The 25,526-nt window shown below is 63.1% G+C and carries 24 protein-coding genes (1 of these 24 only partly in view); all 24 read right to left on the bottom strand.

Annotated elements, in window-relative coordinates; translation table 11 throughout:
- Positions 1-1,183: the 5' portion of a lysine--tRNA ligase gene (gene lysS, locus HGI30_RS00540; protein WP_168905927.1), read on the bottom strand. 329 nt of this gene lie to the left of the window's left edge; 1,183 of the gene's 1,512 nt are visible here — the first part of the coding sequence; the start codon lies at positions 1,181-1,183; the stop codon falls past the left edge of the window.
- A 91-nt stretch (positions 1,184-1,274) separates the two neighbouring features.
- Positions 1,275-1,751, bottom strand: a complete 477-nt coding sequence (gene greA, locus HGI30_RS00535) for a transcription elongation factor GreA (protein WP_028598315.1) — start codon at positions 1,749-1,751, stop codon at positions 1,275-1,277.
- Positions 1,752-2,029: 278 nt separating this feature from the next.
- Positions 2,030-3,025: a tRNA dihydrouridine synthase DusB gene (dusB, locus tag HGI30_RS00530; RefSeq protein ID WP_168905926.1), complete on the bottom strand. Its 996-nt coding sequence runs from the start codon at positions 3,023-3,025 to the stop codon at positions 2,030-2,032.
- A gap of 16 nt (positions 3,026-3,041) precedes the next feature.
- Complete coding sequence (locus HGI30_RS00525) at positions 3,042-3,263, bottom strand: helix-turn-helix domain-containing protein (RefSeq protein WP_168905925.1); 222 nt, start codon at positions 3,261-3,263, stop codon at positions 3,042-3,044.
- The gene (folK, locus tag HGI30_RS00520; RefSeq protein ID WP_168905924.1) at positions 3,215-3,793 is read right to left on the bottom strand and encodes a 2-amino-4-hydroxy-6-hydroxymethyldihydropteridine diphosphokinase; all 579 of its coding nucleotides are present in this window, start codon (positions 3,791-3,793) and stop codon (positions 3,215-3,217) included. The genes HGI30_RS00525 and folK overlap by 49 nt, the downstream gene beginning before the upstream one ends.
- Complete coding sequence (gene folB / locus HGI30_RS00515; protein WP_168905923.1) at positions 3,771-4,157, bottom strand: dihydroneopterin aldolase; 387 nt, start codon at positions 4,155-4,157, stop codon at positions 3,771-3,773. Before folB ends, folK begins: the two co-directional genes overlap by 23 nt.
- A 4-nt stretch (positions 4,158-4,161) precedes the next feature.
- Entirely contained in the window at positions 4,162-5,028 is an 867-nt protein-coding gene (folP, locus tag HGI30_RS00510; protein WP_235680270.1) for a dihydropteroate synthase, read from the bottom strand.
- Between the two features lie 60 nt (positions 5,029-5,088).
- On the bottom strand, positions 5,089-5,973 hold the full coding sequence (locus HGI30_RS00505) for an aminotransferase class IV (protein WP_168905921.1): 885 nt from the start codon (positions 5,971-5,973) through the stop codon (positions 5,089-5,091).
- Positions 5,970-6,551 (bottom strand): aminodeoxychorismate/anthranilate synthase component II, encoded by a 582-nt coding sequence (gene pabA, locus HGI30_RS00500; RefSeq protein ID WP_168905920.1) that lies wholly within the window; start codon positions 6,549-6,551, stop codon positions 5,970-5,972. The genes HGI30_RS00505 and pabA overlap by 4 nt, the downstream gene beginning before the upstream one ends.
- The gene (locus HGI30_RS00495; protein ID WP_328805210.1) at positions 6,548-8,170 is read right to left on the bottom strand and encodes an anthranilate synthase component I family protein; all 1,623 of its coding nucleotides are present in this window, start codon (positions 8,168-8,170) and stop codon (positions 6,548-6,550) included. Before HGI30_RS00495 ends, pabA begins: the two co-directional genes overlap by 4 nt.
- Before the next feature lie 284 nt (positions 8,171-8,454).
- A complete protein-coding gene (gene cysK / locus HGI30_RS00490; protein ID WP_168905919.1) occupies positions 8,455-9,396 on the bottom strand; it encodes a cysteine synthase A in 942 nt (313 codons plus the stop codon).
- Positions 9,397-9,536: 140 nt separating this feature from the next.
- Positions 9,537-10,514 carry a peptidylprolyl isomerase gene (locus HGI30_RS00485; protein ID WP_168905918.1) on the bottom strand — a complete coding sequence of 326 codons (978 nt, stop codon included), beginning with the start codon at positions 10,512-10,514 and terminating at the stop codon, positions 9,537-9,539.
- A 21-nt stretch (positions 10,515-10,535) separates the two neighbouring features.
- Complete coding sequence (gene hslO / locus HGI30_RS00480) at positions 10,536-11,438, bottom strand: Hsp33 family molecular chaperone HslO (protein WP_168905917.1); 903 nt, start codon at positions 11,436-11,438, stop codon at positions 10,536-10,538.
- An 85-nt stretch (positions 11,439-11,523) separates the two neighbouring features.
- Positions 11,524-12,291, bottom strand: coding sequence for a type III pantothenate kinase (locus HGI30_RS00475; RefSeq protein WP_168905916.1), 768 nt, complete (start codon positions 12,289-12,291; stop codon positions 11,524-11,526).
- Positions 12,292-12,293: 2 nt separating this feature from the next.
- Complete coding sequence (nadC, locus tag HGI30_RS00470; protein WP_168909641.1) at positions 12,294-13,187, bottom strand: carboxylating nicotinate-nucleotide diphosphorylase; 894 nt, start codon at positions 13,185-13,187, stop codon at positions 12,294-12,296.
- Positions 13,171-14,796 (bottom strand): L-aspartate oxidase, encoded by a 1,626-nt coding sequence (gene nadB, locus HGI30_RS00465; RefSeq protein ID WP_168905915.1) that lies wholly within the window; start codon positions 14,794-14,796, stop codon positions 13,171-13,173. Before nadB ends, nadC begins: the two co-directional genes overlap by 17 nt.
- Before the next feature lie 36 nt (positions 14,797-14,832).
- Complete coding sequence (gene nadA, locus HGI30_RS00460; protein ID WP_168905914.1) at positions 14,833-15,771, bottom strand: quinolinate synthase NadA; 939 nt, start codon at positions 15,769-15,771, stop codon at positions 14,833-14,835.
- Positions 15,772-16,140: 369 nt separating this feature from the next.
- Entirely contained in the window at positions 16,141-17,097 is a 957-nt protein-coding gene (locus tag HGI30_RS00455) for an ABC transporter permease (RefSeq protein WP_168905913.1), read from the bottom strand.
- On the bottom strand, positions 17,098-18,180 hold the full coding sequence (locus HGI30_RS00450) for an ABC transporter permease (protein ID WP_235680268.1): 1,083 nt from the start codon (positions 18,178-18,180) through the stop codon (positions 17,098-17,100).
- The gene (locus HGI30_RS00445) at positions 18,181-19,740 is read right to left on the bottom strand and encodes an ABC transporter ATP-binding protein (protein WP_168905912.1); all 1,560 of its coding nucleotides are present in this window, start codon (positions 19,738-19,740) and stop codon (positions 18,181-18,183) included.
- A gap of 96 nt (positions 19,741-19,836) precedes the next feature.
- Positions 19,837-20,904, bottom strand: a complete 1,068-nt coding sequence (locus HGI30_RS00440) for a BMP family lipoprotein (RefSeq protein ID WP_168905911.1) — start codon at positions 20,902-20,904, stop codon at positions 19,837-19,839.
- Between the two features lie 352 nt (positions 20,905-21,256).
- Positions 21,257-23,302, bottom strand: coding sequence for an ATP-dependent zinc metalloprotease FtsH (gene ftsH / locus HGI30_RS00435; RefSeq protein ID WP_168905910.1), 2,046 nt, complete (start codon positions 23,300-23,302; stop codon positions 21,257-21,259).
- Between the two features lie 108 nt (positions 23,303-23,410).
- Positions 23,411-23,950: a hypoxanthine phosphoribosyltransferase gene (gene hpt, locus HGI30_RS00430; RefSeq protein WP_168905909.1), complete on the bottom strand. Its 540-nt coding sequence runs from the start codon at positions 23,948-23,950 to the stop codon at positions 23,411-23,413.
- Between the two features lie 54 nt (positions 23,951-24,004).
- Positions 24,005-25,522 carry a tRNA lysidine(34) synthetase TilS gene (tilS, locus tag HGI30_RS00425; protein WP_168905908.1) on the bottom strand — a complete coding sequence of 506 codons (1,518 nt, stop codon included), beginning with the start codon at positions 25,520-25,522 and terminating at the stop codon, positions 24,005-24,007.
- Between the last annotated feature and the right edge of the window lie 4 nt (positions 25,523-25,526).

Genomic DNA, 25,526 nt, shown 5'->3' with positions numbered 1-25,526 from the left:
CGACCGGATGGCCTGTTACGAACGTAGGCTGGATGAGCGTATGCTCGACGAACTGCTCGAAGAAGGCGTTGACGATATGACCGTACGTCATATGCGGCTCGATCGCGACCTTATGCTCCTTGGCCAGACGCTGGGCATCCTCCAAAGAAAGCGGCTCGGTGAAGTCGACGCCTGTCGCCTCCCGGATCAGCTCCATCATGGAGACACGTCGCCATGGAACGGTCAGATCGACCTGCTGGCCTTGGTACTCGATGACCGTCTTGCCGTGCACCTCTTGCGCGATATGGGCAATCAGGTTCTCGGTCAGCGACATGATGTCCTTGTAGTCGGCATAAGCCTCATACAGCTCGATCATCGTGAACTCCGGGTTGTGGCGCGTGCTCATGCCTTCGTTGCGGTAGACGCGGCCGATCTCGTAGACTTTTTCGAGACCGCCGACGATCAGCCGCTTGAGATGCAGCTCGATCGCGATCCGCATGTACAGCTGCATGTCGAGCGCATTGTGATGCGTGATGAACGGACGAGCCGCCGCGCCGCCTGCGATCGCATGGAGCGTCGGCGTCTCTACCTCAAGGTAGCCGAGGGAATCGAGATAGCGCCGCATCGACTGGATGATGCGGGACCGCAGGATGAACGTCTGCTGGACGTCCGGGTTCGTAATCAGGTCGACATACCGCTGGCGGTAGCGCTGCTCCACGTCCTTGAGGCCATGGAACTTGTCCGGCAGAGGAAGCAGCGATTTGCTGAGCACGGTGACTTCCGCGGCTTTGACCGAAATCTCGCCCGTCTTGGTCTTGAACACGGTGCCGCTCACGCCGACGATGTCGCCGATGTCGAGCAGGTCGAACGCCTGGTACTGGGTCGCTTCGACCGTATCCTGGCGCACATAGATTTGGATCCGTCCGGTCAGGTCCTGGATATGGGCGAACGCGGCCTTGCCCATTCCGCGCTTTTGCATGATGCGGCCGGCCAGGCTGACTTGAACGGCCTTTTCCTCCAGCTCATCCTTGGTCAATTCACCATAGGCGGAGGCGATCGCTCCTGCGGTCGTGCTGCGCTCGAATTTCGCGCCGAACGGGTCGATCCCTAGATCGCGCAGCTCATCGAGCTTCGCCCGCCGAATGCGCAGCAGCTCGCTGAGATCCTGCTCCTCTATTTCCACCGTGCTGTTTTCCTGATTCAATCCCATTCATCTCCTTGTCGTTGCCCTTATCCATAAAAAAGCTCCCTATCAGTTAGGAAGCTTGTGCTTGCCGATCGGTTGTAGGGGCCGCTTATTTCTTGATGTCTACGATACGGTACTGAATCGCGCCCGCCGGAACGCTTACCTCGACGGTCGTCCCCTTCTTCTTGCCGAGAATCGCCCGACCGAGCGGACTCTCGTTGGAAATCTTGTTCTGAAGCGGATCGGACTCGGCCGTCCCGACGATCGTGTATTCCATCGTGTCGCCAAGCTCCAGGTCCTCGACCGTCACGATCGAGCCGACGCTGACCGTGTCGACGCCGATGTCCTCGTTGTTGATGATGCGCGCGTTGCGGAGCATCTTTTCCAGCGTAATGATGCGGCCTTCAATGAAAGCTTGCTCATTTTTGGCATCTTCATACTCGGAGTTCTCACTGATATCGCCGTATCCAATCGCGACTTTGATCCGCTCGGCCACTTCGCGGCGCTTGACCGATTTGAGATTCTCCAGTTCCTCTTCAAGCCTCTTGAGTCCGTCCTGAGTCAGAATCACTTCTTTGTCGCTCATTGCCGATTCTCCTGTCGTGGCGTATTTGCTTGGCACCCTGCTATGGATCTTGCAGATCATGAAAGGGGTAGCCGGGCCGCAAACGCGCGCCGGACGGCCCCAAGAACAGTCGGTGCAGGATTATATTGCAAGATTATATGCAATTGCTCCCGGCGTGTCAATGCAAGCGCATAACGCCCATGCGCAGCGCTCATCCAAGCAAAAAGCATCCGCGACGCCTCTGTAGCTCGGAGGGCTCGCGGATGCCTGAACGGGCTCCGGATTCGAAAGGCCGGCGATCAGACCGCCGCCGACGCCTCTTCCTGACGGAGAGATTCGATGTAGCTCTCGAGAATGCGGACCATAACGTCCCGGCTCGTTTCTTCCATGATGTGGTCCTTGATGCGGGCCGCGCCCTTGAGTCCCTTGAGGTACCAGGCCAGATGCTTGCGCATCTCGCGGACGGCGACCGCCTCGCCCTTGAGGGCGATGAGCCGGTCCATGTGAAGGATGGCGATCTCCATCTTCTCCTCGGCATTGGGCTCGGGCAGCAGCTCGTCATGGGTGAGGTAATGAATCGTGCGATACAGCATCCACGGGTTGCCGAGCGCCGCGCGTCCGATCATGACGCCGTCGCATCCGGTCTCGGCGATCATGCGCTTGGCATCCTCCGGCGTGTTCACGTCGCCGTTGCCGATGACCGGGATACCGACCGCTTCCTTGACCTGGCGGATATAGCTCCAGTCCGCATGTCCGGTGTAGAGCTGCTCGCGCGTCCGGCCGTGCACGCTGACCGCCTTGCCGCCCGCGCGCTCGACGGCGAGCGCGTTGTCCACGACGAAGATATGCTCGCTGTCCCAGCCGATGCGCATCTTGACCGTGACCGGCTTCTCGACGGCGTCGACGACGGCGCTGACCATGTCGTAGATTTTGTTCGGGTCGAGCAGCCAGCGCGCGCCGGCGTCGCATTTGGTCACTTTGGGCACCGGGCAGCCCATGTTGATGTCGATGATGTCCGCGTTGGTCTCCTTGTCGACGACCTTCGCCGCTTGCACGAGGGAATCGCGGTCTCCTCCGAAAATCTGCAGGCTGAGCGGCTTTTCGCGCTCATCCACGAACAGCATTTCGCGCGTGCGCTTGTTGCCGTGCACGATCGCCTTGTCGCTGACCATTTCCGCGCAGACGAGTCCGGTTCCGAATTCCTTGGCGATCAGGCGGAACGCCGGATTGCACACTCCGGCCATCGGGGCGAGCACGACGTTGTTCTTCATTTGAATATCGCCTATCTTGAGCATGTTGCCAACCTCTTTTCTATCGCAGACCGCCGCTGGCCGCGGCCGTCAACTCTTCGTAATCGACGCCGAGCGAGTCGGCGATGCGCGCGAGCAGCTTCGGCTCGGGCTTGCGCGTGCCGCGCTCGAGCGAGCCGAGCACGGCGACCGAGATGTCCAGCTTGTCGGCGAGCTCTTGCTGCGTGAAGCCCTTCAGCTTTCGGAAGGCGCGGACCCGCTGCGCCAGTTGATCGTGTTCCATCGGGCAATGCCTTCCTTTCCTTCCCGTAATGACGCCTCGGCCATCGCCTCGGCCCGTTCCAGAAGGGGGTGATCCCGCTCCAGCACCTCCGCCAGAGGCGCCATCACGAACGCCCGCTCCAGCATCCGCGGATGGGGAAGCTCGAGCTCGGCGGTATGGATACGGGCATCGGCGTATAAAAGCAGATCGAGGTCGATGACGCGCGGACCGTTGCGGAATTCCCGTACCCGGCCGAGCGCGAGCTCCAGCTCCAGCATCCGCCGCAGCAGCGCCTGTGGATCGAGCGTCGTCGACAGCCGGGCCGCCATGTTGAGAAACGCCGGCTGGTCGGCATAGCCGACCGGATCGGTCTCGTACGCATCCGAAACGTCCGCGACGTCGATTCCGTCCGAGGCGTCGAGCAGCCGCAGCGCTCGCAACAGCATCCCGCTCCGGTTTCCGAGATTGGAGCCGAGCGCGATATAAGCGATGTGAGCCGTCGCGAGCGAAGCCTCGGCGGCAGGCCCGCTAAGCGGGAACGATTTGTCCATGCTCATCCCGCTTTCGGACCAGTTCGACGACGACTCCGTCAAAGAAAATCTCGAACGGAGGATTGGGCTTGGTGACGCGAACGGTCAATTCGTTAATGCCAGTATAAGTGTCCAGCAGCACCGTTGCAATACGCCCGGCCAGCGCCTCGATCAGCTTGAACGGCGTTCCTTCCACGATCTGCTTGGTCGCCGCGTGCAGCTCGGCGTAGTTGATCGAGTGCTCCAGCTCGTCGGTCCGAGCGGCTTGCTCCAGGTCCAGCTTGAGGCTGAGATCGACACGGAACTGCTGGCCGAGCTTGTTCTCCTCCGGAAATACGCCATGATAACCGAAAAACCGCATGCCAGTAAGTGTCATTGTATCCATCCGATTACCGTCCCATCCCTTCGTAAACCATGGCGTCCATCATCACGGCCGTCCGCTTGATCGCTCCGACATCGTGCACGCGCACGATCTGGCAGCCTTGGGCGATGCCGAGCGCGACCGTCGCCGCCGTGCCCTCGGCGAGCTCGTCCACGGGCAGGCCGAGCGTATCGCGGATGAACCGCTTGCGCGACGTGCCGAGCAGCACCGGATAGCCGAGCTCCGACAGCTCCGACAGCCGGCCCATCAGCTCGAGGTTGTCCTCATGCGTCTTGGCGAAGCCGATGCCGGGATCGAGCCAGACGTTCCGCTCCCGCACGCCGGCGGCCAGCGCGAGCTCGACGCTCCGCTGCAGATCGGCGATCACGTCCGGCACCAGATCGCGATAGTCGCGAGCCTCGCGGTTGTGGCTGAGGATGACCGGGCAGTCGAACGCCGCCGCCACCCGCGCCATCTCCGGGTCTTGGCGCAGCCCCCAGATATCGTTGAGGATATGGGCTCCGGCCTCGAGCGCCGCCCGCGCCGTCGCAGGCTTGTACGTATCGATCGAGAGCGGCAGCTCCGGAAGCTCCGTCCGCAGGCGCCGGATCAGCGGCACGACGCGGCGGATCTCCTCCTCGAGCGGCACCGGCGTGAAGCCCGGCCGCGTCGACTCGCCGCCGACGTCGATCAGGTCGGCGCCCTGCTCCCGCATGAGCCGGGCATGCTCCAGCGCCGCATCGCCCTCGTGGTGACGCCCCCCGTCCGAGAACGAATCCGGCGTCGCGTTGAGGATGCCCATGACGAGCGTACGCCGCCCGACGGAAAGCCTCGTCCCGTCCGTCCATTCGTAGCTCCGCTCGGGAACGTCATGCTCCAGTTGTCTTTTGTACAATGGCATAACCTCCTCCGCCGCCGATCGCGGCTTCTGTTGGTGCGCGGGCCGGCTTCGGCGTCAGCCAGGCGATCCGGCATCCGCCCGGTACCGCTCCAGCAGCTCGCGGACGATCGGACCGGCAGCGCGTCCGGCGCGCGGAGAGGCGAGCTTCCCGTCCAGGCCGGCGAGCGTCGTGACCGGCACGAGCTCCTGCACCGAATTCGTCGTCCAGACTTCCTCCGCCGCAAGCAGTTCTTCCCAGCTCCAGCGCCCTTCGCGGACGGGATAGCCGGCGTCCTGCGCCAGCTCGATCACCCGCTCCCGGGTGATGCCGGCCAGGATGCCCGTATCGAGCGAGGGCGTGCGGACTTCACCACCTGCCGCAAAAAAGAGATTGCTGACGATACCTTCCGCGAGCCAGCCGTCCGCGGTCCGCATCAGACCCTCGGCTCCCGGTGCCGCGTCCGCATCCGCGAGCTCACGCTTGGCGGCAATGTTGTTCATATAATGAAGCGACTTCAGCCGCATGGCGAGCTCGGGCGTGTTGCGCGGAGTGCGCAGCAGGCGCAGCTCCCGGCCTTGGTCGTACAAGAGCGGCGCTGCCGGCGGCAGCGGCTTGACCATGACGATCTCCTGCGGCGCCTCGTAATCGGCCGCCGGCAAGCCGAGACCGCCGTCTCCGGCGGAGACGGTCAGCCGGACGTAAGCGTCGCCCTGCAGCCCGTTGGCTTCCGCCGTCCGGCGGATCAGCACCGCCAGCCGCTGCGCGTCCGGCACGTACCGGATGCGCAGCTCGCGGCAGCCGTCGGCGAGGCGCCGCAGATGCCGCTCCAGCAGATAGGGCTTGCCGCCGTAAGTGCGGAACGTCTCGAACAGGCCCATGCCATACAAAAAGCCGTGGTCGAACGCCGAGATGCGGGCATCTGCGGCGCTTACCACGGCTCCGTTATAAGCGATCTTCATTTCGAAGCCGGGGTCTTCTCGGTCAGGAAGCTGCGCAGCATGGAAAGGCCGTTCTCGGTGATGATCGACTCGGGATGGAACTGCACGCCCTCTATCGGGTAGCGCTTGTGGCGCAGTCCCATGATCTCGCCCTCGGCCGTCTCGGCCGTGATCTCCAGCTCGTCCGGCAGCGTCTCGCGGCGCACGATGAGGGAATGGTAGCGGGTCGCCGTGAACGGGGACGGCAGGTCCCGGAACACGCCTTTGCCTCCATGATGGATCGGGGACGTCTTGCCGTGCATGAGCCGTTCCGCGCGCACGACTTCGCCGCCGAACGCCTGTCCGATCGCCTGATGGCCCAGGCAGACGCCCAGAATCGGAATCTCGCCCTTGAACCGATCGATCAGCGCGAGGCTGATGCCCGCCTCGTTGGGGGTGCATGGACCCGGGGAGATGAGGATATGGTCCGGCGCAAGCTCCGCGATCTCGTCCAGCGTGATCTCGTCATTGCGCTTGACGACGATGTCTTGCTCGAGCTCTCCCAGGTACTGCACCAGGTTGTACGTAAAGGAGTCGTAATTGTCGATGACCAGGATCATGCTTCCATCCCCCTGTCGATTGGTGCCGGCCCGTGCAGGGCGGCGTAGTGGAAGGCGCGCCAGAGCGCCTTGGCCTTGCTGATCGATTCGCGGTATTCCCGCTCGGGATCGGAATCGATCACGATGCCGGCGCCCGCTTGGATGTGCGCGACGCGGTCCTTGACCGCCATCGTGCGGATAATAATATTAAATTCCATATCCCCGCTGTAGTCAATCCAGCCCATCGATCCGGTATACGGCCCGCGGCGCACCGGCTCGAGCTCCTCGATGATCTCCATCGTGCGGATCTTGGGCGCGCCGGTGATCGTGCCTCCGGGGAAGACGGCGGAGATGACGTCGAACGCGTCCAGTCCCGGCACGAGCTCCCCGTTCACCTGCGAGACGAGATGCATCACATGGGAGTAGCGTTCTACGACCATCAGCTCCTCGACGCGCACGGTGCCGTAGCGCGACACCCGGCCGAGATCGTTGCGCTCCAGGTCGACGAGCATGATATGCTCGGCCGTTTCCTTTTCGTTCGTGCGCAGCTCGAGCTCCAGCTCGGCGTCCTCCTCCGGCGTGCGTCCGCGGCGGCGGGTGCCGGCGATCGGCCGCGTATACAGCTTGCCGTCCGCGAGCTCGACGAGCAGCTCCGGCGAAGCGGAGACGAGCTGGAATTCCGGCGTCCGCAGCAGGCCCATGTACGGGGAGGGGTTGATGAGGCGCAGCCATTCGTACAGCTCTTCCGGCGAGGCTTGCGTACGCTTCTGCTGGCGCAGAGACAGGTTCACCTGGAACACGTCGCCCGCCGCGATGTAGCGCTGGATGGCACGCACCGCATCCTTGTACCGCTCCTGCGGAAAAGGGCTGCCGGCATCTGCGGGAACGTCCGGAAACGGCAGTGCGCCGCCTGTCTCCGTCCGCTCCAGCAGCTCCTTCCGGGAGCCGGTCCGCTCCAGGGCGGACGGCGACGAAGCCCAGGCCGTCCACTGCTCCAGCAGCTCCAGCGCACGCGCCGCAGCCGCGTCATACGCGGACCTGAGGAAGGCTGCGCCGACAGCCTCCGAGCGTTCGTCTGCCTCCGCTGCCAGGGATGCCTGCACGGCGGCGTAGATGCAGCTCTGCTCGCGGTCGTGGATCCACAGCTCGTCCAGCTGCAGGAACAGCGCTTCGGGCAGCTCCAGGTCGTCCGTCGCCAGCTCCGGAAGCCGCTCGATCGAGCGCGCGACGTCGTAGCTCCAGTAGCCGGCGATGCCTCCCGCGAACTTGGGTCCGTCGGCGATACGGGGGGCGCGGCGCCCTTCCAACCAGCGCCGCACCGCTTCCAGCGGATTCGCAGCGATGGTCTGCGACGGCTCATAGCCGCCGGCTGCGGCGCGCGTCCACACCTGCGCCTCGCTGCCCTTGGCCCGCAGCACCGCGGCCGGCTGCCTGCCCAGATACGTGTAGCGGCCCGTCTTGCCGCTTTCGAGCAGGATGGAGTACGGCTCCTGTTCCTGCCACGCCGCCTCCCACGATGCCGGCAGCGCCTCGCCGTACGGCAGGTCCATACGCGCCAGCATCGGCAGCGACGCGTAGTCCGTTCCGTCTATCCGCCATGCCTGCCACTGCTCCCACGACGTGCAGATGATCCCCTTCATTCGCTGCGTTACCCGCCTTCCATTCTTCCTTGTCGGTCTGTCTTGTCGGTCTATCGCCTGATCGTATCGTGTCGCTCGCGCAAAAGCAACCCTTTTGGACCAAAGCTCGTGAGGCGGATCGGGAACCGGTTCCGCTTCGCTCTTCGGTCTCAACTCTTGCCTCTAGGCTCAACTGCCCTCGCCTATTGCCGCCACTTGCTTGCTTGTCCTGCCGAGCTTTCCCTTCCCATAAAAAACCGCCGGCTCCTTCCTGAGGGAAGGGACCGGCGGCCATGGAAGAAAAATTAGTTCTCGAAGTTGAACAGGGCGGTGCTCAGGTAGCGCTCCCCGTTGGAAGGCACGACCGCAATGACGCGCTTGCCCGGTCCGAGCTTCGCTGCGACCTGCAGCGCGGCGGAGATGGCGGCGCCGGAGCTGATGCCGACGAGCAGGCCTTCTTCCTTGGCGGCGCGGCGAGCGTAGTCGAACGCTTCCTCGTTCTCGACCGTGATGACTTCATCGTAGATGTCGCGGTTCAGGATATCCGGAATGAAGTTGGCGCCGATGCCCTGGATCTTGTGGCCGCCCGGCTTGCCGCCCGACAGCAGCGGGGAAGCGGATGGCTCGACGGCGACGATCTTGATGTCGGGGAAGCTCTGGCGCAGCACTTCTCCCGTACCGCTGATCGTGCCGCCCGTGCCGATGCCGGCGACGAACGCGTCGAGCTTGCCGTCCAGGGAGTTGATCGCTTCGACGATCTCAGGCCCCGTCGTCTCGCGGTGGACCTTGACGTTGGCCGGGTTCTTGAACTGCTGCGGCAGGAAGTAGTCCTCGTTCTCCGCCGCGAGCTGCTCGGCCTTCTTGACGGCGCCGTTCATGCCCTCGGCTCCCGGCGTCAGCACGAGCTCCGCGCCGTAGGCGCGCAGCAGGTTGCGGCGCTCGAGGCTCATCGTCTCCGGCATGACGAGGACGGAGCGGTAGCCCTTGGCCGCTGCGACCATGGCCAGACCGATGCCCGTGTTGCCGCTCGTCGGCTCGACGATCGTCGAGACGCCCGGCTTGATCAGGCCCTGCTCTTCGGCGACGTTGATCATGCTGATCGCGATGCGGTCCTTGACGCTCGAACCCGGGTTCTGGTACTCGAGCTTCACATACACTTCCGCGCTGCCTTCCGGCACCAAGCGGTTCAAGCGGACAAGCGGAGTATCTCCGATCAGTTCGGTCACATTCTGCACAATTCTGGCCATCGTCCAACTGCCTCCTCATCTATATTCCGACTAAAATGGTAGGTTATTAGCTGGTTCTATCTTAACAAGGCCTTTCGGCCCTTGTCAAGCGTGGGATGAAGAGCCTCGACGGCCGCTTGTCGAATTCGAGCGCCGTTCCGTTACCCGCTGGCTGACGGGGCTGGCTGCGGGGAGGCATCGCCGCCGATGCGAGCGCCGTATTGGCGCAGCAGCCGCTGCTCCCCCTCCTTGGTCGAGCCTGCCTCGTCAAGAGCGATGAGGCGCCGCACCTTGGAGCGGAGCACCTGCTCGTCCAGCGCAAGCGGCGACTCCCGCTCCAGCACCTGCACGAGGGCGTATCCGCCGGCTACCTCCGCCGGCCCGCCGATCTCGCCCTCGGCTAGACTCGACGCCGCGGCGGCCGCTCCCGGATCGAGGAACGGATCGCCCTCCTCGACGACGCCGAGATCGCCGCCGAGCTCCGCCGTCGCCTCGTCGAGCGAGTACATGCGGGCCAGCTCCGCGAAATCTCCGCCGGCCTCCAGCTGGCCGAGCAGGCTTTGGGCCTCGTCGCGGGAGGCGCTTACGATCCAGCGCAGATGGGCGCGCGGGGCGGGCCGCAGCTCCGCTTCATGCTCCTGCAGGTACGCCTCCACCTGAGCGTCGCTGACGGCGATGCCTTTGGTCATCCATTTTTCCAACAGGAGGCGGTACATCGCTTCCTCATACACTTCGTCCCGGCTCAGGCCGAACTGGCTCGCCATCTCCCGGTAAAAGCCTTCCTCGTCGCCGTAGCCTTCCATCTGCGCCTGCAGCTCCGCCTCGATCTCGGCCTCCGTCACGGCCAGCCCGCCTCGGGCGCTTTCCTGGTCAAGCGCGGAGCGGATCATCATCGTCTGCAGCACGCTCTCCCCATACTGATCGCGCAGCCGCGCCCCCAGCTCCGACTCCGTGATCCGCTCGCTGCCCACGACGGCTGCCGCGCCGTCCTCACCCTGGACGCTTTCGTCGACCTGAGCCTGCGCGGGCACCAGGATCGGCTCGCCCTGCAGGCGCTCCGCCAGCACGAACGCGGCCATGACGATCATGCAGACGGCCTGGAGGCCGATGATCGTTTTCAACGCCTTGTTTCTGCCCATGCTCCGCTTCCCTCGATTCGCCTATTCGCCGCTGTCCGACGTCGCTTCCTGCAGCAGCCGCATCAGCTTCTCCCGATCGAACACATACGCTTCATTGCAAAAATGGCACTGCACCTCCGCCTGGCCGTCCTCCTCGATCAGCTGGCGCAGCTCGGCCTCGCCGAGGCTGACGAGCGTCTGCTCCACGCGCTCCTCGCTGCACGAGCAAGCAAAGCCGACCGGCAGCGTCTCATGCACCGTCAGCTCGTCGCCGACGACCCAGCGCAAAATCTCCTCCGGCGTCTCTCCCTGGTCGAGCAGCGCCGTCACATGCGGCAGGTTGCCGAGCGCATGCTCGAGGCGGGTGATCTCCGCATCGCTGAGCCCCGGCAGCAGCTGGATGATGAAGCCTCCGGCGTGCAGCACGCTGCCGTCCACGTCCACGAGCACGCCGACTCCGACCGCCGATGGCGTCTGCTCCGAGGAAGCGAAGTAATACGTAAAGTCCTCGCCAAGCTCGCCCGAAATGATCGGCACGCTGCCGCGGTACGGCTCCTTGAGCCCGAGATCCTTCGTCACATGCACGTATCCGGTCGTCCCGACGACGCCGGCCACGTCCAGCTTGCCTTGCGCGTTGGCAGGCAGATGCGCCTGCGGGTTGTCGACGTATCCGCGCACCTCGCCACGGGCGTTGGCATCGACGACGATCGCGCCGATCGGGCCGTCGCCCTTGACCTGGAGCGTCAGCTTCTCCTCGCCCTTGAGCATGATGCCCATCATCGCGCCGACCGTCGCCGTGCGGCCAAGCGCCGCCGATGCGGTCGGATACGTGCCGTGCCGGCGCTGCAGCTCGCGCACCAGCTCCGTCGTGCGAGCAGCGAAGACGCGGATCTTGCCGCCCCATGCCGTTCCGCGCACCAGGTAATCGTTCGTCGTGTCGCTCATGGTATCCCTCCGGAATCGGTTCTATTTTCTCTCCTGAAAACGAATCGGCGCCCCGTCCTCGCGGGACAGGGGCGTCGAAGAAAAGTCAGTCTTGGTTGCGTTCGTAGATGAGCCGCAGCCCCTCGAGCGTCAGCAGATGGTCGACCCGCTCGATCGTCTCCGACTCCGAAGCGATCAGATCGGCGAGTCCGCCGGTGGCGACGACGCGGGGGTTGTTGTGGAACTCCTTGCGGATGCGCCGCACGATGCCGTCGACCTGGCCCGCGTAGCCGAAAATGATGCCTGCCTGCATCGACGTGACCGGGTTGCGGCCGATGACGCTGCGCGGCTTGGCCAGCTCGATGCGCGGCAGCTTCGCCGCCTTCTGGTACAACGCTTCCGTAGAGATGCCGATGCCCGGCACGATCGCTCCGCCAAGGTAGGCTCCGGACTCGTCGATGTAGTCAAACGTCGTCGCCGTGCCGAAATCGACCACGATCAGCGGCGTGCCGTATTTCTCGATGCCGGCGACGGAGTTGACGATCCGGTCGGCTCCGACCTCGCGCGGATTCTCGTAGCGGATGTTCAGCCCGGTCTTGATGCCCGGTCCGATGACGAGCGGCGCATGCTGGAGATAGGTCGTCGACAGCTGCTCCAGCGTGCGCATGAGCGGCGGCACGACGGAAGAAATGACGACGCCGCGGATCTCGTCCAGCGAGATCCCCGCATAGTGGAACAGATTGTACACCATCATCCCGTATTCGTCGCTCGTCGCGGAGCGGTTCGTGCTCATCCGCCAGTGATGAAGCAGCTCGCTGCCGCGATAGAGGCCGAGCACGATATTCGTATTGCCTACGTCAATAACGACGATCACGCTTACGCCCTCCCTTTCTTGGCGCCGAGGTCCAGGCTGATGTCGAGCGAGCGGAACGAGTAGGTGAGGCCGCCGACGGAGATGACGTCCACCCCGGTCTCCGCGATGCCGCGCACCGTATCCAGCGAAACGCCGCCTGACGCCTCGATGACGACATGAGGCGCACGGCCGCGAATGAGGCTTACGGCCTCGCGCATGAGCGCGGGCTCCATGTTGTCGAGCATGATGATGTCGGCGCCGCTGTCCAGCGCCTGGCCGACCTCAGCCAGCGACTCGGTCTCGACCTCGATCTTCATCGTATGCGGAATGGCCGCGCGAGCGGCCGCCACCGCGGCCGCGATGCCGCCCGCACCCTTGATATGGTTGTCCTTGATCATGACCGCATCGTACAGGCCGAACCGATGGTTCGAGCCGCCTCCGATCCTTACCGCATACTTTTCCAGCAGACGGTGTCCCGGCGTCGTCTTGCGCGTATCGACGAGGCGCGTCGGCAAGCCCTCCAGCGCATCGACGAACTGCTTCGTCTTGGTCGCCACGCCCGACAGCCGCTGCATCAGGTTGAGCGCAAGCCGCTCTCCCGTCAGGATGCTGTGCGTGCGGCCCTCGACCTCGGCGATGACCGTGCCTTTGACCACCGCATCTCCGTCCTGTACGAGCGCCGTAAAGACAAGCGCCGGATCAACGACGCCGAAGACCGCCTCCGCGACCGGCAAGCCGGCGACGATGCCGTCCTCCTTGACATGGATGACGGCTTTCATCACGCTGTCCGCTGGGATGGTCGAGCGCGTCGTGATGTCCCCGGTGCCGATGTCCTCGGCCAGCCAGCCGCGGATGCTCTCGCGCAGTCCCGTATCGTATCCTTCCCATCCGAGCCCTTGCTCAGCGGATCGCTGCATCATGGATCTTCTCCTCCGTCTGGCCCTGCTCTCGATGCAGCACCGTATGCTTGCGCCAATGCTCGTCGTCCCGCTGAGGGAAGTCCACGCGGTAATGCGCGCCGCGGCTCTCTTCTCGCGCTGCAGCGGATTCCGCCGTCAGCAGGGCGTTCGTCAGCAGATTGGCGAATTCGAAATCTTCGCGCTTCGTCATCTCCGTCGAGAAGAACGGCAGCTGCCGCTTCAGCTCGGCCAGCCCTTTGGCGAGGCTGTCCGCGCTGCGGCGAAGGCCGATGTAGCGGACCATCACCTTTTGCAGCTTGAGCCGCTTCTCGACGACGGCCTGCCGCGATACGGCGTCATGGCCTGCACGCTCCTCGCGCACCCGCACCTCGCCCTCCAGCGGAGGCAGCTCGTGGATGCGGTGGATGATGCGGCGGCCGAACACGATCGCCTCGGACAGCGAGTTGCTGGCGAGCCGGTTCGCGCCGTGCACGCCGGTCGAGGACACCTCGCCGCAGGCGAACAGCCGGCGGATGTTCGTTTCCCCGTTGAGGTCGGTGCGCACGCCGCCCATCGTATAATGCGCGGCAGGGGCGACCGGAATCCAGTCCGTCGTCAGGTCGAGCCCGTACTGCAGGCAGGTCTCGTAGATCGTCGGGAACCGATGGCGCACCATCTCCTCGGACTCATGCGTGACGTCCAGATAGACGAAGGTCGCCCCGGTCTGCTCCAGCTCGCTGACGATGGCGTTGGCGACGACATCGCGCGGCGCGAGCTCGAGCTGCAGATGGTAGCGCTCCATGAAGCGCTCGCCGTGGATGTTGCGCAGCACCGCTCCTTCGCCGCGCACAGCCTCCGAGATGAGGAAGCGCGGAGCGCCAGGATAGCAGAGCGTCGTCGGATGGAACTGGATGAACTCCATGTCCCGGATATAGGCACCGGCCCGGTAAGCCATCGCCACGCCGTCGCCGGTCGCCACCTCGGGGTTGGTCGTATAGCGGTACATCTGTCCCGTGCCGCCGGTGCAGAGGATCGTCGCCTTGCCGCGCACGAACACGCGGCTGCCGTCCGGCTTCTGCACGAGCGCGCCGCAGCATTCGCCGTCCCGGGTGATGAGGTCGATCGCGAAGTGATCGTCCCACACCTCGATGTCCTTGTTCGCCAGCGCTCGCTCGGACAGCGCGCGCACGATCTCGTAGCCCGTGGCGTCGCCGTTGGCGTGCAGGATGCGGCGCTGGCTGTGCGCGCCTTCCTTGGTCAGGGCGAACTCGCCGTTCTCGCGGTCGAACTGCGTGCCCATGTTGATGAGCGTGCGGATGCCTTTGGGCCCCTCGTGCACGAGGACGCCGACGGCGTCCTCGTCGCTCAGGCCGGCTCCGGCGACGAGCGTATCCTGGAGGTGGAACTCCGGCTTGTCCTCGTCGGAGATGACCGCCGCTATGCCCCCCTGGGCATAGCGGGTATTGCTGTCCAGCAGCGATTTTTTGGTGACCATGAGCACCGAGCCGCGCTCGCTCGCGCGGAGCGCGGTGAATAGGCCGGCAATGCCGGCCCCGATGACGATGACATCCTTCTCCACGACGGGCAGGGCGTCCAGGTCGAGCTCCACCAGATATCTAGGAACCATAGGTCGATCTCCTCCGAACATGGGAGTAGCGCATGGCTACTTGACCAGCAGCATGCGCTCCAGGGACAGGCGGGCTTTGTCGGCGACCTGCGGCGGCACGTAGATCTGCGGAGACATGTTCTCCAGGCAGCGCACGAGCTTCTTCAGGTTGTTGACCTTCATGTTCGGGCAGACGAGGTACTTCGTGGCGAAGTGGAACGTCTTGTCCGGACTGTCCAGGCGAAGCTGGTAGCCCGTGCCGTCCTCGGTGCCCACGATGAACTCCTTGTTCGGCGATTCCTTGCAATATTTGATGATCGCGGTCGTGCTGCCGACAAAATCGCCGAGCGCGACGACTTCCGGACGGCACTCGGGATGGACGACAAATTCCGCGTTCGGATAGTTGGCCTTCATCTCCTCGACATCCTTCACGGTGAGCATGTCATGGGTATTGCAGTAGCCTTCCCAGATAATCATCTTTTTGTCGGTTTTTTGCTGGACGTAGTGGCCGAGGTTTTTGTCCGGCACCCAGATGATCTCGTCTCCCTCCACCGAATTGACGACCTTGACGGCGTTGGCCGACGTGCAGCAGATGTCGGTCTCCGCCTTGATTTCGGCCGAGGAGTTGATGTACGTGACGACCTTGGCGTTCGGATGCTGGGCCTTGAGCTTGCGCAGGCCTTCAACGTTGACCATGTCGGCCATCGGGCAGCCGGCGCGCTCGTCGGGGATGATGACCGTCTTGTTCGGGGCGAGGATCTTCGCGCTCTCTCCCATGAAGTGCACGCCGCAGAATACGATCGTGTCCGCATCCGTCTCGGCGGCCTTCTGGGCCAGCAGGAAGGAATCTCCGCGGAAATCGGCCACTTCCTGAATTTCGTCCCGTTGGTAATAGTGGGCGAGAATGATCGCGTTGCGCTCCTTCTTGAGCTGCAGCAGCCTCTCCCGCAATTCCCGGTTTTGCTCTGCCTTGCGTTCCAGAGCCAATGCTTCCACGGCGTTTCCTCTCCTTCGGTCCTTCGAGTCGCCGGCCGCTTCTCGCGTTCGGTCCGACCCGTATAGTATGCGGCGTTCGTCCCCCTTGCATAGGGTTTGGAAGCCGTTTCGAGCAAGTGAAATGATTCACATGTTACAAAGAAGTGACGATTCAGTACCACCTAATGTACACTTCGGCGGGTAGGCTGTCAACCGACCGCTCGAGCGGTTTCGGGAGCATTTCCCAGGAAATTGAAGGGGAAGAAAAAAGCTTCCCGCAAATGCGGGAAGCTGGGGAAGAGAGTGGTTCTCCGGCTCTCCCGCAAATGCGGGAAGCTGAGGAAGAGAGTAATTCTTCAGCTCTCCCGCAAATGCGGGAAGCTCGATTATTCAGCGCTTGCCTGGATCGTAGGGCTCGCCGACTGCGGCCGGAGCCCGGCTCTTGCCAGCGGCGATCGCCAGTACGAGCAGCGTCAGCACGTAAGGCAGCATGTACAGGAACTCGTTCGGAATCGACTTCGACCATTCGAACAGGCCCGCTTGGAAGCGGAGCGCCTGCGTGAAGCCGAAGAACAGCGCCGCGGCGGCCGCGCCGACCGGATGCCAGCGGCCGAAAATGACGGCCGCGATCGCGATGAAGCCCTGTCCGCTGATCGTCGTATGCGAGAAGTCGTACGTCGTCGTCAGCGAGATCGTCGCGCCGCCGAGGCCGGCGAGCGCGCCGCTCAGCAGGACACCGATGTAGCGGTACTTGGTGACGCTGATGCCGACCGTGTCGGCCGCGCCCGGATGCTCGCCGACCGAGCGCAGGCGCAGTCCGAAGCGCGTGCGGTACAGCGCGTACCAGCTGACGAAGACGAGCAGGTAGCACAGGTATGTCGTCGGATACGCCTTGAACAGCGCATCACCGATCAGCGGGATGTCCGACAGGATCGGCACGTTGTACTTGGTGAACGCGATGCCCGAGAGGTTCTCCGTCTGGCCGGAGCCCTCGAACAGGCTCTTGACGAGGTAGACGGTCAGGCCGAGTGCCAGGATGTTGATGACGACGCCGATGATGACCTGGTTGGCCTTGAACGTTATGGTGGCCACCGCATGCAGCAGCGAGAATGCCGCGCCGAGCACGACCGCCATCAGGACGCCGAACCAGGCGGACCCGCCGCCGAAGCCCCATTCATGAGCGTAATAGGTGAAGACGGCGGAGCTGAAGGCGCCGATAATCATCAGGCCCTCGAGGCCGATGTTGACGACGCCCGAGCGCTCGGAGAAGATGCCGCCGAGCGCGACGAGGATAAGGGCGGTCGAGAAGACCAGCGTCGTATTGAGCAGAAGACCGATCGTATCCATCTAGGCCGCCTCCTTCCTTTCTTCGCGCCGTTTGCGGAAGAACGGCTTCAGGAACCATTTGACGATGCCGTGGCTGGCGACGAAGAAGATAACCGCGCCGATAACGATGCGGATGATCTCGTTCGGCACGTCGGCCTCGAAGCTCATGCCCGTCGAGCCATAGCTCAGGAAGCCGAACAGCAGGCCGCCGAAGATGATGCCGAACGGGTTGTTGCCGCCGAGCAGCGAGACGGCGATGCCGTCGAAGCCGTAGCCCGGCAGGGCGTTCATGACCGCCATGGACTTGAAGACGCCGAGCGACTCGAACGCGCCGCCGAGGCCGGCGAGCGCGCCGGAGATCATCATCGCCTTGACGATGCTGCCCTTGACGTTGATGCCGGCATAGTGGGCGGCGTCCGCATTGAAGCCGGAAGCGCGCAGCTCATAGCCTTGACGGGTGCGCCACAGGATATAGTAGAAGACGAACGCGCACAGCACCGCGACCAGCGAGCCCCAGTGGACACGCGCGTTGTCGAGGATGCCGACGAGCCAGTCCATCGATGCCGAGGCGGACTCCTGGATGTCCTTGGAGCGGTTCTGTCCCGGCTCGACCATGACGACGCGCACCATGTAGTTGGCGAAGTAGTACGCGATCCAGTTGAGCATGATCGTCGAGATGACCTCGTTGACGCCGCGCGAAGCCTTCAGCCAGCCGGCGATGCCGGCCCAGAGCGCGCCGGCGATGCCGCCGACGATGACGGCGAGCGGCATGTGGATGAACCACGGCAGGTCGAGATTGATGCCGATCCAGGTGGCGGCCGTCATGCCGGTGATGAATTGGCCCTCCGCGCCGATGTTGAACAGGCCGGCGCGGAACGCGAAGGCGACTGCGAGGCCGGTGAAAATGAGCGGCGTGACCTGGCGGATCGCCTCGCCGAAATCGTACTTGGAGCCGAAAATCTTGTCGAGCATCGCTCCGTACGCTTCCCAAGGGTTATAGCCCCCGAGCCACATGACGATGGCGCCGACGAGCAGGCCGAGCACGATGGCGACGAACGGCACGTACGTCTCCTGCTTGGTGAAGATCTTGTTGAATGCTTGCACTTAGCTCTCCCCCTGTCTAAGGGCCGGATCGGACGGCGCTCCGCCCAAGGCGTTGCCCGCCATCATGAGGCCGATCTGCTCCTCGTTCTTCTCGTCCGCATCCATCTGACCCATGATGCGGCCTTCATAGATGACGGCGAGCCGATCGGACAGGCCGTACAGCTCCTCGAGCTCGAACGAGACGAGCAGGACGGCTTTGCCCGCGTTGCGCGCTTCGATCAGCTGCTTATGCACGAACTCGATCGCTCCGACGTCCAGGCCCCGCGTCGGCTGAACGGCGATGATCAGCTCCGGATCGCGCTTCAGCTCGCGGGCGATAATCGCCTTTTGCTGGTTGCCGCCGGAGAGCGAACGGGCCTCGGTGTGAATGCTCGACATACGGACGTCGAATTCAGCCGCGAGCTTCGTCGCGTTGTCGTCCATCGCCTTGTAGTTGAGGATGCCGCTGCGCGTGTAGGGCGCCCGGTAATAGTTGTTGAGAACCATATTCTCGCTCACGGTAAAGTCGAGGACGAGGCCGTGCTTGTGACGATCCTCTGGAATATGCGAGACGCCTGCCTCGGTCACCTGGCGCACCGACGAGCCGAGCAGCTCCTGTCCGTGGACGCGCACCGAGCCGCCGCTGGCCTTGCGCATGCCCGTAATCGCCTCGACGAGCTGCGTCTGGCCGTTGCCGTCGACGCCTGCGATGCCGTAGATTTCTCCGGCGCGGATCTGGAAGCTGACGTCGTCGACGACCGCTTTGCCATGCTCGCCTTGAACGGTAAGTCCGCTCACCTCAAGGATCGCCTTGCCTGGCTTGGACTTCTCCTTGCTCACCTGGAAGTTGACCGAGCGGCCGACCATCATCTCGGCCAGCTGGCGCTCGCTCGAATCCTTCACCGCGACCGAACCGACGACCTTGCCGCGACGGATGACCGTGCACGTATCGGCGATCGCCATGATCTCCTTGAGCTTATGGGTGATGAGGATGATCGACTTGCCCTCGCGCGCGAGGGCGCGCAGAATCTCGATGAGCTCCTCGATCTCCTGCACGGTCAGCACGGCCGTCGGCTCGTCGAAGATCAGGATGTCCGCTCCCCGGTACAGCGTCTTGAGAATCTCGACGCGCTGCTGCATGCCGACGGTGATGTCCTCGATGCGTACGCGCGGATCGACCTTCAGGCCGTACTGGTCCGACAGCTGGCGCACGCGATCGTTGGCGCTCTTGATATCCACCTTGATGCCCTTGGTCGGCTCGTTGCCGAGAATGATGTTTTCTGCGACGGTGAACGGCTTGACCAGCTTGAAGTGCTGATGGACCATGCCGATGCGCAGCTCGATCGCCTTGCCCGCGCCGTCGATGACGACCGGCTGGCCATTGATCTCGATATGGCCCTCGTCCGGCTGATACAGGCCAAACAGGATGTTCATCAGCGTCGACTTGCCCGCTCCGTTCTCGCCCAGCAGCGCATGGATCTCCCCTTTGCGCAGCTGGAGGCTGATCGTATCATTCGCGACGATGCCCGGGAACCGCTTTGTAATCCCTTTCAACTCTGCCACGATTGGCTGCTGCCCCATGCCTCTCTCTCCTTTCCTTGCCCTCAAGCCCTTTACGCGAAAAAGAACAAGGCCGGCTTTGGGGCTGGCCTTGTCTTATTCGTTAAAAGCCGCGTCTTATTTCGCAGGAACGGTAACTTCTCCGCTCACGATTTTCGCTTCGTATTCCTTGACTTTAGCCATGATGTCTTCGGATACGTTCGGGTTGTTCTCCGGCAGGCCTACGGCGCCGTCCTTCAGCGTCAGCGTACGCGTCGTGCCGCCTTTGAAGTCGCCGTCGATCAGTGCCTGGGATACGATCTGCACCGCCTGGTCGACGCGCTTGACCATCGACGTCAGCGTGATGTCGTTGCCGAACTCGACCGATTGGTCCTTGTCGACGCCGATGACCCATACTTTTTCGCCTTTGGAGACGCGGTCCTTGGCTTCCGTGAAGACGCCGTTGCCGCTGCCGCCGGCAGCATGGTAGATGATGTCGTTGCCGTCGTTGTACAGCGTGGCTGCGGACGCTTTGCCGAGGTCAGGCTTCGTGAAGTCGCCGACATACTGCACGGTGACTTTGGCTTCCGGGTTGACGGCTGCGACGCCTGCCGCGAAGCCCGCTTCGAACTTCTTGATCAGATCGCCCTCGACGCCGCCGACAAAGCCGACTTTGTTCGTCTTGGTCGTCAGGCCGGCCACCACGCCGACGAGGAAGGAGCCTTCGTTCTCGGCGAACATGACGGACTCGACGTTCGGTGCGGAGACTTCGCTGTCGATGCTCGCCAGCTTCGCTTCCGGGTTTTGCGTGGCGACCGTGGTGATCGCTTTGTTCATCATGAAGCCGATGCCCCATGTCAGGCTGTAGCCCGCTTTAACCATTTGGTTCAGGTTCGGTTCGAAATCGCTCTCGCCCTTGCTCTCGAGGTATTTCACCTCGGCGCCGGTGTCCTTCGTGAGCTGCTGCAGGCCTTCCCATGCGGATTGGTTGAACGACTTGTCGTTCACGCCGCCGCCATCGGTGACCATGCCGATCTTGAAGTCCTTGCCGGCATCGCTGCCTGCGCCTGCATTTTCGGTGTTCGCTGCCGCGCCGCCGGAATTGCTCTCCGAATTGTTGTTCTTCGAGCCGCAGCCGCTAACGACGAGCATCAGTGCCAGAGCGGAAACGCTGAGTACATGGAACGGTTTGCTTGTCCATTTCATCTTTGTCTTTCTCCCCTGTTCTTCACCATAGGTTATTGGTTGGATATAGATAGTATAGCCTATATTCATCAAGAGTCAACGAGAAAATGTAACTAATCCTGACATAATGAAAGCCGTTACAAAAAATAATTCCGAATATAATGTCGATTTCTAAACGATAATTCGGATTAACATGCACCGTTCGGCATAATTATCTAACATCAATGTTACACAATAGTGCCGAATGTCATTCTCTGGCTTCCATCAAGCTGATCTCATTATTCCCTGACCCCCGCCTATTATACCCGAACGCCTTGAACAGAAGCAACAACCCCCATGCACATTTGTGCATGGGGGTTGTGTCGGTGGATCGTTACGATTTGGTCGGTCCTGGATCGCCTCCGGCGTCCGGATCGCCCGGCACCGCATCGGCGCCTTCGCGGATGCCTTCGCCGCCGGGAACTTCGCCCGGCTCGCGGCCTTGGATGCGAACCTTGACGCCGCCGATGGAATCGATCGTCGGCTCGCCGCCCGGCTCGGAGCTTCCGCTGCCTTCGCCGGACTCGCCGTCGCCTTCGACCGTTCCGGTCTCCATCAGGTTGCGGATCTGCTCAAAATCAAGCGTCTCCCGCGACAGCAAGGTCTGCGCGACGAGATGGACTTCCTTGCTCTTCTCGGTAAGCAGGTTCTTCGCGCGCTCGTAGCACTCGCTGATGAACGTCTGCATCTCTTGGTCGATCTCGTACGCGATTCGGTCGGAGTAGTTCTGCTCATGGCCGATGTCCCGGCCCAGGAACACCTGTCCCTGCGAGCTGCCGAACTGCATCGGACCGAGCTTATCGCTCATGCCGTACTCCATGACCATGCTGCGCACGATGCCGGTCGCCTGCTTGAAGTCGCTGTAAGCGCCGGTGCCGATCTCGCCGATGAACAGCTCCTCGGCGACGCGGCCGCCGAGCAGGCCGGTGATCTTGTCGAGCATCTCCTGCTTGGTAATCAGCATGCGGTCTTCCTTCGGCAGCATGATGACGTAGCCGCCTGCCTTGCCGCGCGGAATGATCGTCACCTTATGCACCATGTCGGCGTTCTCGAGGAAGTAGCCGATGATCGTATGGCCGGCCTCGTGATAAGCGACGATGCGCTTCTCGCGCTCGCTGATGACGCGGCTCTTCTTCTCGGTGCCGACGATGACGCGGTCGATCGCTTCGTCGATCTCGATCATGGCGATGTCCTTCTTGTTGCGGCGGGCCGCCAGCAGCGCCGCCTCGTTCAGGAGGTTCTCCAGGTCGGCGCCGGTGAAGCCGGTCGTCCGCTTGGCGATGACGTCCAGCCGGACGTCCTTGTTCAGCGGCTTGTTCCGGGCATGCACCTTGAGCACGGCCTCGCGGCCCTTGACGTCGGGACGGTCGACCGTGATCTGGCGGTCGAAGCGGCCCGGACGGAGAAGCGCCGGATCGAGGATGTCGGGACGGTTCGTCGCGGCGACGATGATGATGCCTTCGTTGGCGCCGAAGCCGTCCATCTCGACGAGGAGCTGGTTGAGCGTCTGCTCGCGCTCGTCGTGCCCGCCGCCGAGACCGGCGCCGCGCTGGCGTCCGACGGCGTCGATCTCATCGATGAAGATGATGCACGGAGCGTTCTTCTTGGCGTTCTCGAACAGGTCGCGGACCCGGGAAGCGCCGACGCCGACGAACATCTCGACGAAGTCGGAGCCGGAGATGCTGAAGAACGGCACGCCTGCTTCGCCGGCGACCGCGCGGGCAAGCAGCGTCTTGCCTGTGCCCGGAGGTCCGTTCAGCAGGACGCCCTTCGGAATGCGAGCGCCTACGGCGGCGAACTTGCGCGGATCCTTGAGGAATTCGACGACCTCGACGAGCTCTTGCTTCTCCTCGTCGGCGCCGGCGACGTCCTCGAACGTCACGCGCTTCTTCTCTTCATTATACAAACGGGCGCGGCTCTTGCCGAAGTTCATCACTTTGCCGCCGCCGCCCTGAGCCTGATTAATCAGGAAGAAGAACAGGATGAAGATAATCACGAACGGTATGATGGAGGTCAGGAAGGTAAGCCAGATGCTCTGACCTTTCATCGGCTTCTGCTCGAGCGGGAAGTTGTTGGCTTTGGAAGCCTCATCCATCTCCTGCATCGTGTAAGCCTCTGCATTCGTGTAGGTATAGAACTTCAGTGAATCGCCTTCCGCTGCCCCCGCTGGCGCTTTTTTGTATTCACCGGTCACCAGATACGTGTAACTGTCGAATTGCACGGTCAGGTTTTTGATGTTGTCCGCCTCAAGCTCCTGGCGGAACTCGCTGTAGAGAATCTTTTCGGTGTTATCGTCCTGACCGCTGATGAACTGCACAATTCCGACGGTTACCAGGAAAATAAGCAAGTAGAATCCAGTGTTCCGGATGATTCGATTCATCCCCTACCTCCTCTCAAGACGCTTCAAATATTTTACCATAGCCGCTCCGGCGATCTCAACAGAACCCCCGGGCGCTGCGGGCCTTGCCAAGCCCTGCTGGAAAAGCTTTTATTTGAGATAGACTTCCGGCTTCAGGATGCCGATGTACGGCAGGTTGCGATAGTACTCGGCGTAGTCCAGGCCATAGCCTACGACAAAAGCATGAGGAAGGGTGAATCCAGTATAGTCGGCGTTCAGGTCGACGGAGCGGCCGGACGGCTTGTCGAACAGCGTGACGACCGTCACCGACTTGGCGTTGCGGCGCTCCAGCACGTCGATCAGATAGCTGAGCGTCAGGCCGCTGTCGATGATGTCCTCGACGATGAGCACGTCCCGACCTTCGACGGAGACGTCGAGATCCTTGATGATTTTGACGACGCCGGAGGACTTGGTGGAGGCTCCGTAGCTGGAGACGGCCATGAAGTCCATTTCCAGCGGCACGCGTATTTCCTTAACCAGATCGGCCATGAAAATAAACGCGCCCTTGAGGACGCAGATGACGAGCGGGTTGCGGCCCTCGAAGTCCCGGGTGAGAATCTCTCCGAGCTCCTTCACCTTGTCGCGGATCTCCTCTTCGCTGTGCAGAATTTCTTGAATGTCGTTATGCAATGATGGTTCCTCCCGAATCGTCTAATCCTATTCTTATGAGCGGAATAAGTCCGGTTATTCGCCGGCAGGCCGATCCGGCCCGCCGGCCTGCCGAGCCTCGGCCCGCAGCAGCAGCCGCGTGCCCTCGTCCGCGAGCGCATGGCTCGAGCGGCGGAGGCCCGGAATCCAAAGGATGCGTCCGCCGCCGTCGCACAGCAGCGGGAAGGAAGGCCTTTGGGATGGAGGCAGCTTCCCGTCGACGAACATATCTTGCACCTTTTTGGTGCCGTTTAGTCCCAGCGGACGCATCCGGTCGCCGTCCCGCCGAGGGCGGAGAAGCAGCGGAAGCTCCAGCTTGTCCCAATCAAAAAAAGCGGTCCGCGCGTCCGCGTCCGAAGCCGCGAAGAGCGCCGTACCGTCCCTCGTGTGGCGATGGGCGCTGAACCGAATCTCCACCCCCGCCTCCGCCACCGTCCAGACGCCCTCCGGCTCCGGCACCTCGATGGCATACGGCTGCGGCTCCTCGTCCTCGCGGCGGGTCCAGACGAGCCGCCCGTATTCGCGCCGGAACCGCAGTCCCCGCGACAGGTCCACCCGCCAGCTCGAGGGAGTGCCGGACAGCGCTCCGAGACGGATCCGCTCCACTTCGTCGAAGCCGGCGGAAGCCGTTTCCAGAGCAAGATAATCTAATATTAGTTTAATCAATCTTCTTTGTAAAGCGACGTGGAGAGCCGCAAAAGCCGCGCCAGACATCGTCAAACGCCCCTCTTCGGAGAGGACGCCCGAAGCAAAAACCTCCCGGGTCCTGGCGTCGAGATAATCCGATTCGGCCGCCGCCGATTCGGCCGTCCGGCAGAGCGATTCGGCGAGCCGTCCATTGAACGCCTCCAGGTACGGGAGCGCCTCGAGGCGGATCGCATTGCGCGTATAATCGGTCGAGCTGTTGCTCCCATCCTCCTCGTACGGCACGGCGTGCCGCTCGCAGTAGGCCAGCAGGTCCGGCTTGTGTATACGCAGCAGAGGCCGGATCAGTTCCGTGTTTCCCTCCATCCGGCGCAGCGGAATGCCGGCGAGGCCGGCCGGCGAGCTGCCTCGGAGCAGCCGCATGAGCACCGTCTCCGCCTGATCGTCGGCGTGATGGGCCAGCGCGATGCGCGATGCTCCGGCCCGGCCGGCCGCCTCCAGCAGGAAGCGGTAGCGCAGCCGGCGGGCCTCCGCCTGCTTGTTGCCCCCGTGCTCCGCCAGATGCGCGGGCACGTCCAGCTCGGCCGTCTCGCACGGAATGCCGAGGCCGGCGCAATACCGGCGCACCGTCCCGGCCTCCCGCGCGGAGGCTTCCGGCCGAAACCCGTGGTCGGCATGCGCCGCCGCCACGCGCACGCCAAGCTGCGGCGAAAGCATGTGCACCGCATGGAGGAGCGCCATCGAGTCGGGGCCGCCGCTCACGGCGACGAGCACCGTGTCGCCCGGCTCCCACAGCCGCTCGTCCGCTCCCATCCGCAGCAGCTCCCGGCGCACGCGCTCCGGATCGCCGCTTGCATGCGGCGGACTTGCCTGGCCGGGGTCCTGGCGGCCGGGTTCGGTTGATGCCATGGCG

The sequence above is a fragment of the Paenibacillus albicereus genome (assembly GCF_012676905.1).
Taxonomy (GTDB): domain Bacteria; phylum Bacillota; class Bacilli; order Paenibacillales; family Paenibacillaceae; genus Paenibacillus_O; species Paenibacillus_O albicereus.
Note: the sequence above shows the minus strand (reverse complement) of the source record. Positions and strands in the feature narration are given on the sequence as shown.

Bases quoted from the DNA above. Each gene is read 5' to 3' on its own strand.
- greA (WP_028598315.1), bottom strand. From the start codon at position 1,751: ATGAGCGACAAAGAAGTGATTCTGACTCAGGACGGACTCAAGAGGCTT.
- dusB (WP_168905926.1), bottom strand. From the start codon at position 3,025: ATGCTCAAGATAGGCGATATTCAAATGAAGAACAACGTCGTGCTCGCC.
- HGI30_RS00525 (WP_168905925.1), bottom strand. From the start codon at position 3,263: ATGGAACACGATCAACTGGCGCAGCGGGTCCGCGCCTTCCGAAAGCTG.
- folK (WP_168905924.1), bottom strand. From the start codon at position 3,793: ATGGACAAATCGTTCCCGCTTAGCGGGCCTGCCGCCGAGGCTTCGCTC.
- folB (WP_168905923.1), bottom strand. From the start codon at position 4,157: ATGGATACAATGACACTTACTGGCATGCGGTTTTTCGGTTATCATGGC.
- HGI30_RS00505 (WP_168905921.1), bottom strand. From the start codon at position 5,973: ATGAAGATCGCTTATAACGGAGCCGTGGTAAGCGCCGCAGATGCCCGC.
- pabA (WP_168905920.1), bottom strand. From the start codon at position 6,551: ATGATCCTGGTCATCGACAATTACGACTCCTTTACGTACAACCTGGTG.
- HGI30_RS00495 (WP_328805210.1), bottom strand. From the start codon at position 8,170: ATGAAGGGGATCATCTGCACGTCGTGGGAGCAGTGGCAGGCATGGCGG.
- cysK (WP_168905919.1), bottom strand. From the start codon at position 9,396: ATGGCCAGAATTGTGCAGAATGTGACCGAACTGATCGGAGATACTCCG.
- HGI30_RS00485 (WP_168905918.1), bottom strand. From the start codon at position 10,514: ATGGGCAGAAACAAGGCGTTGAAAACGATCATCGGCCTCCAGGCCGTC.
- hslO (WP_168905917.1), bottom strand. From the start codon at position 11,438: ATGAGCGACACGACGAACGATTACCTGGTGCGCGGAACGGCATGGGGC.
- nadC (WP_168909641.1), bottom strand. From the start codon at position 13,187: ATGCAGCGATCCGCTGAGCAAGGGCTCGGATGGGAAGGATACGATACG.
- nadB (WP_168905915.1), bottom strand. From the start codon at position 14,796: ATGGTTCCTAGATATCTGGTGGAGCTCGACCTGGACGCCCTGCCCGTC.
- HGI30_RS00455 (WP_168905913.1), bottom strand. From the start codon at position 17,097: ATGGATACGATCGGTCTTCTGCTCAATACGACGCTGGTCTTCTCGACC.
- HGI30_RS00445 (WP_168905912.1), bottom strand. From the start codon at position 19,740: ATGGGGCAGCAGCCAATCGTGGCAGAGTTGAAAGGGATTACAAAGCGG.
- HGI30_RS00440 (WP_168905911.1), bottom strand. From the start codon at position 20,904: ATGAAATGGACAAGCAAACCGTTCCATGTACTCAGCGTTTCCGCTCTG.
- ftsH (WP_168905910.1), bottom strand. From the start codon at position 23,302: ATGAATCGAATCATCCGGAACACTGGATTCTACTTGCTTATTTTCCTG.
- tilS (WP_168905908.1), bottom strand. From the start codon at position 25,522: ATGGCATCAACCGAACCCGGCCGCCAGGACCCCGGCCAGGCAAGTCCG.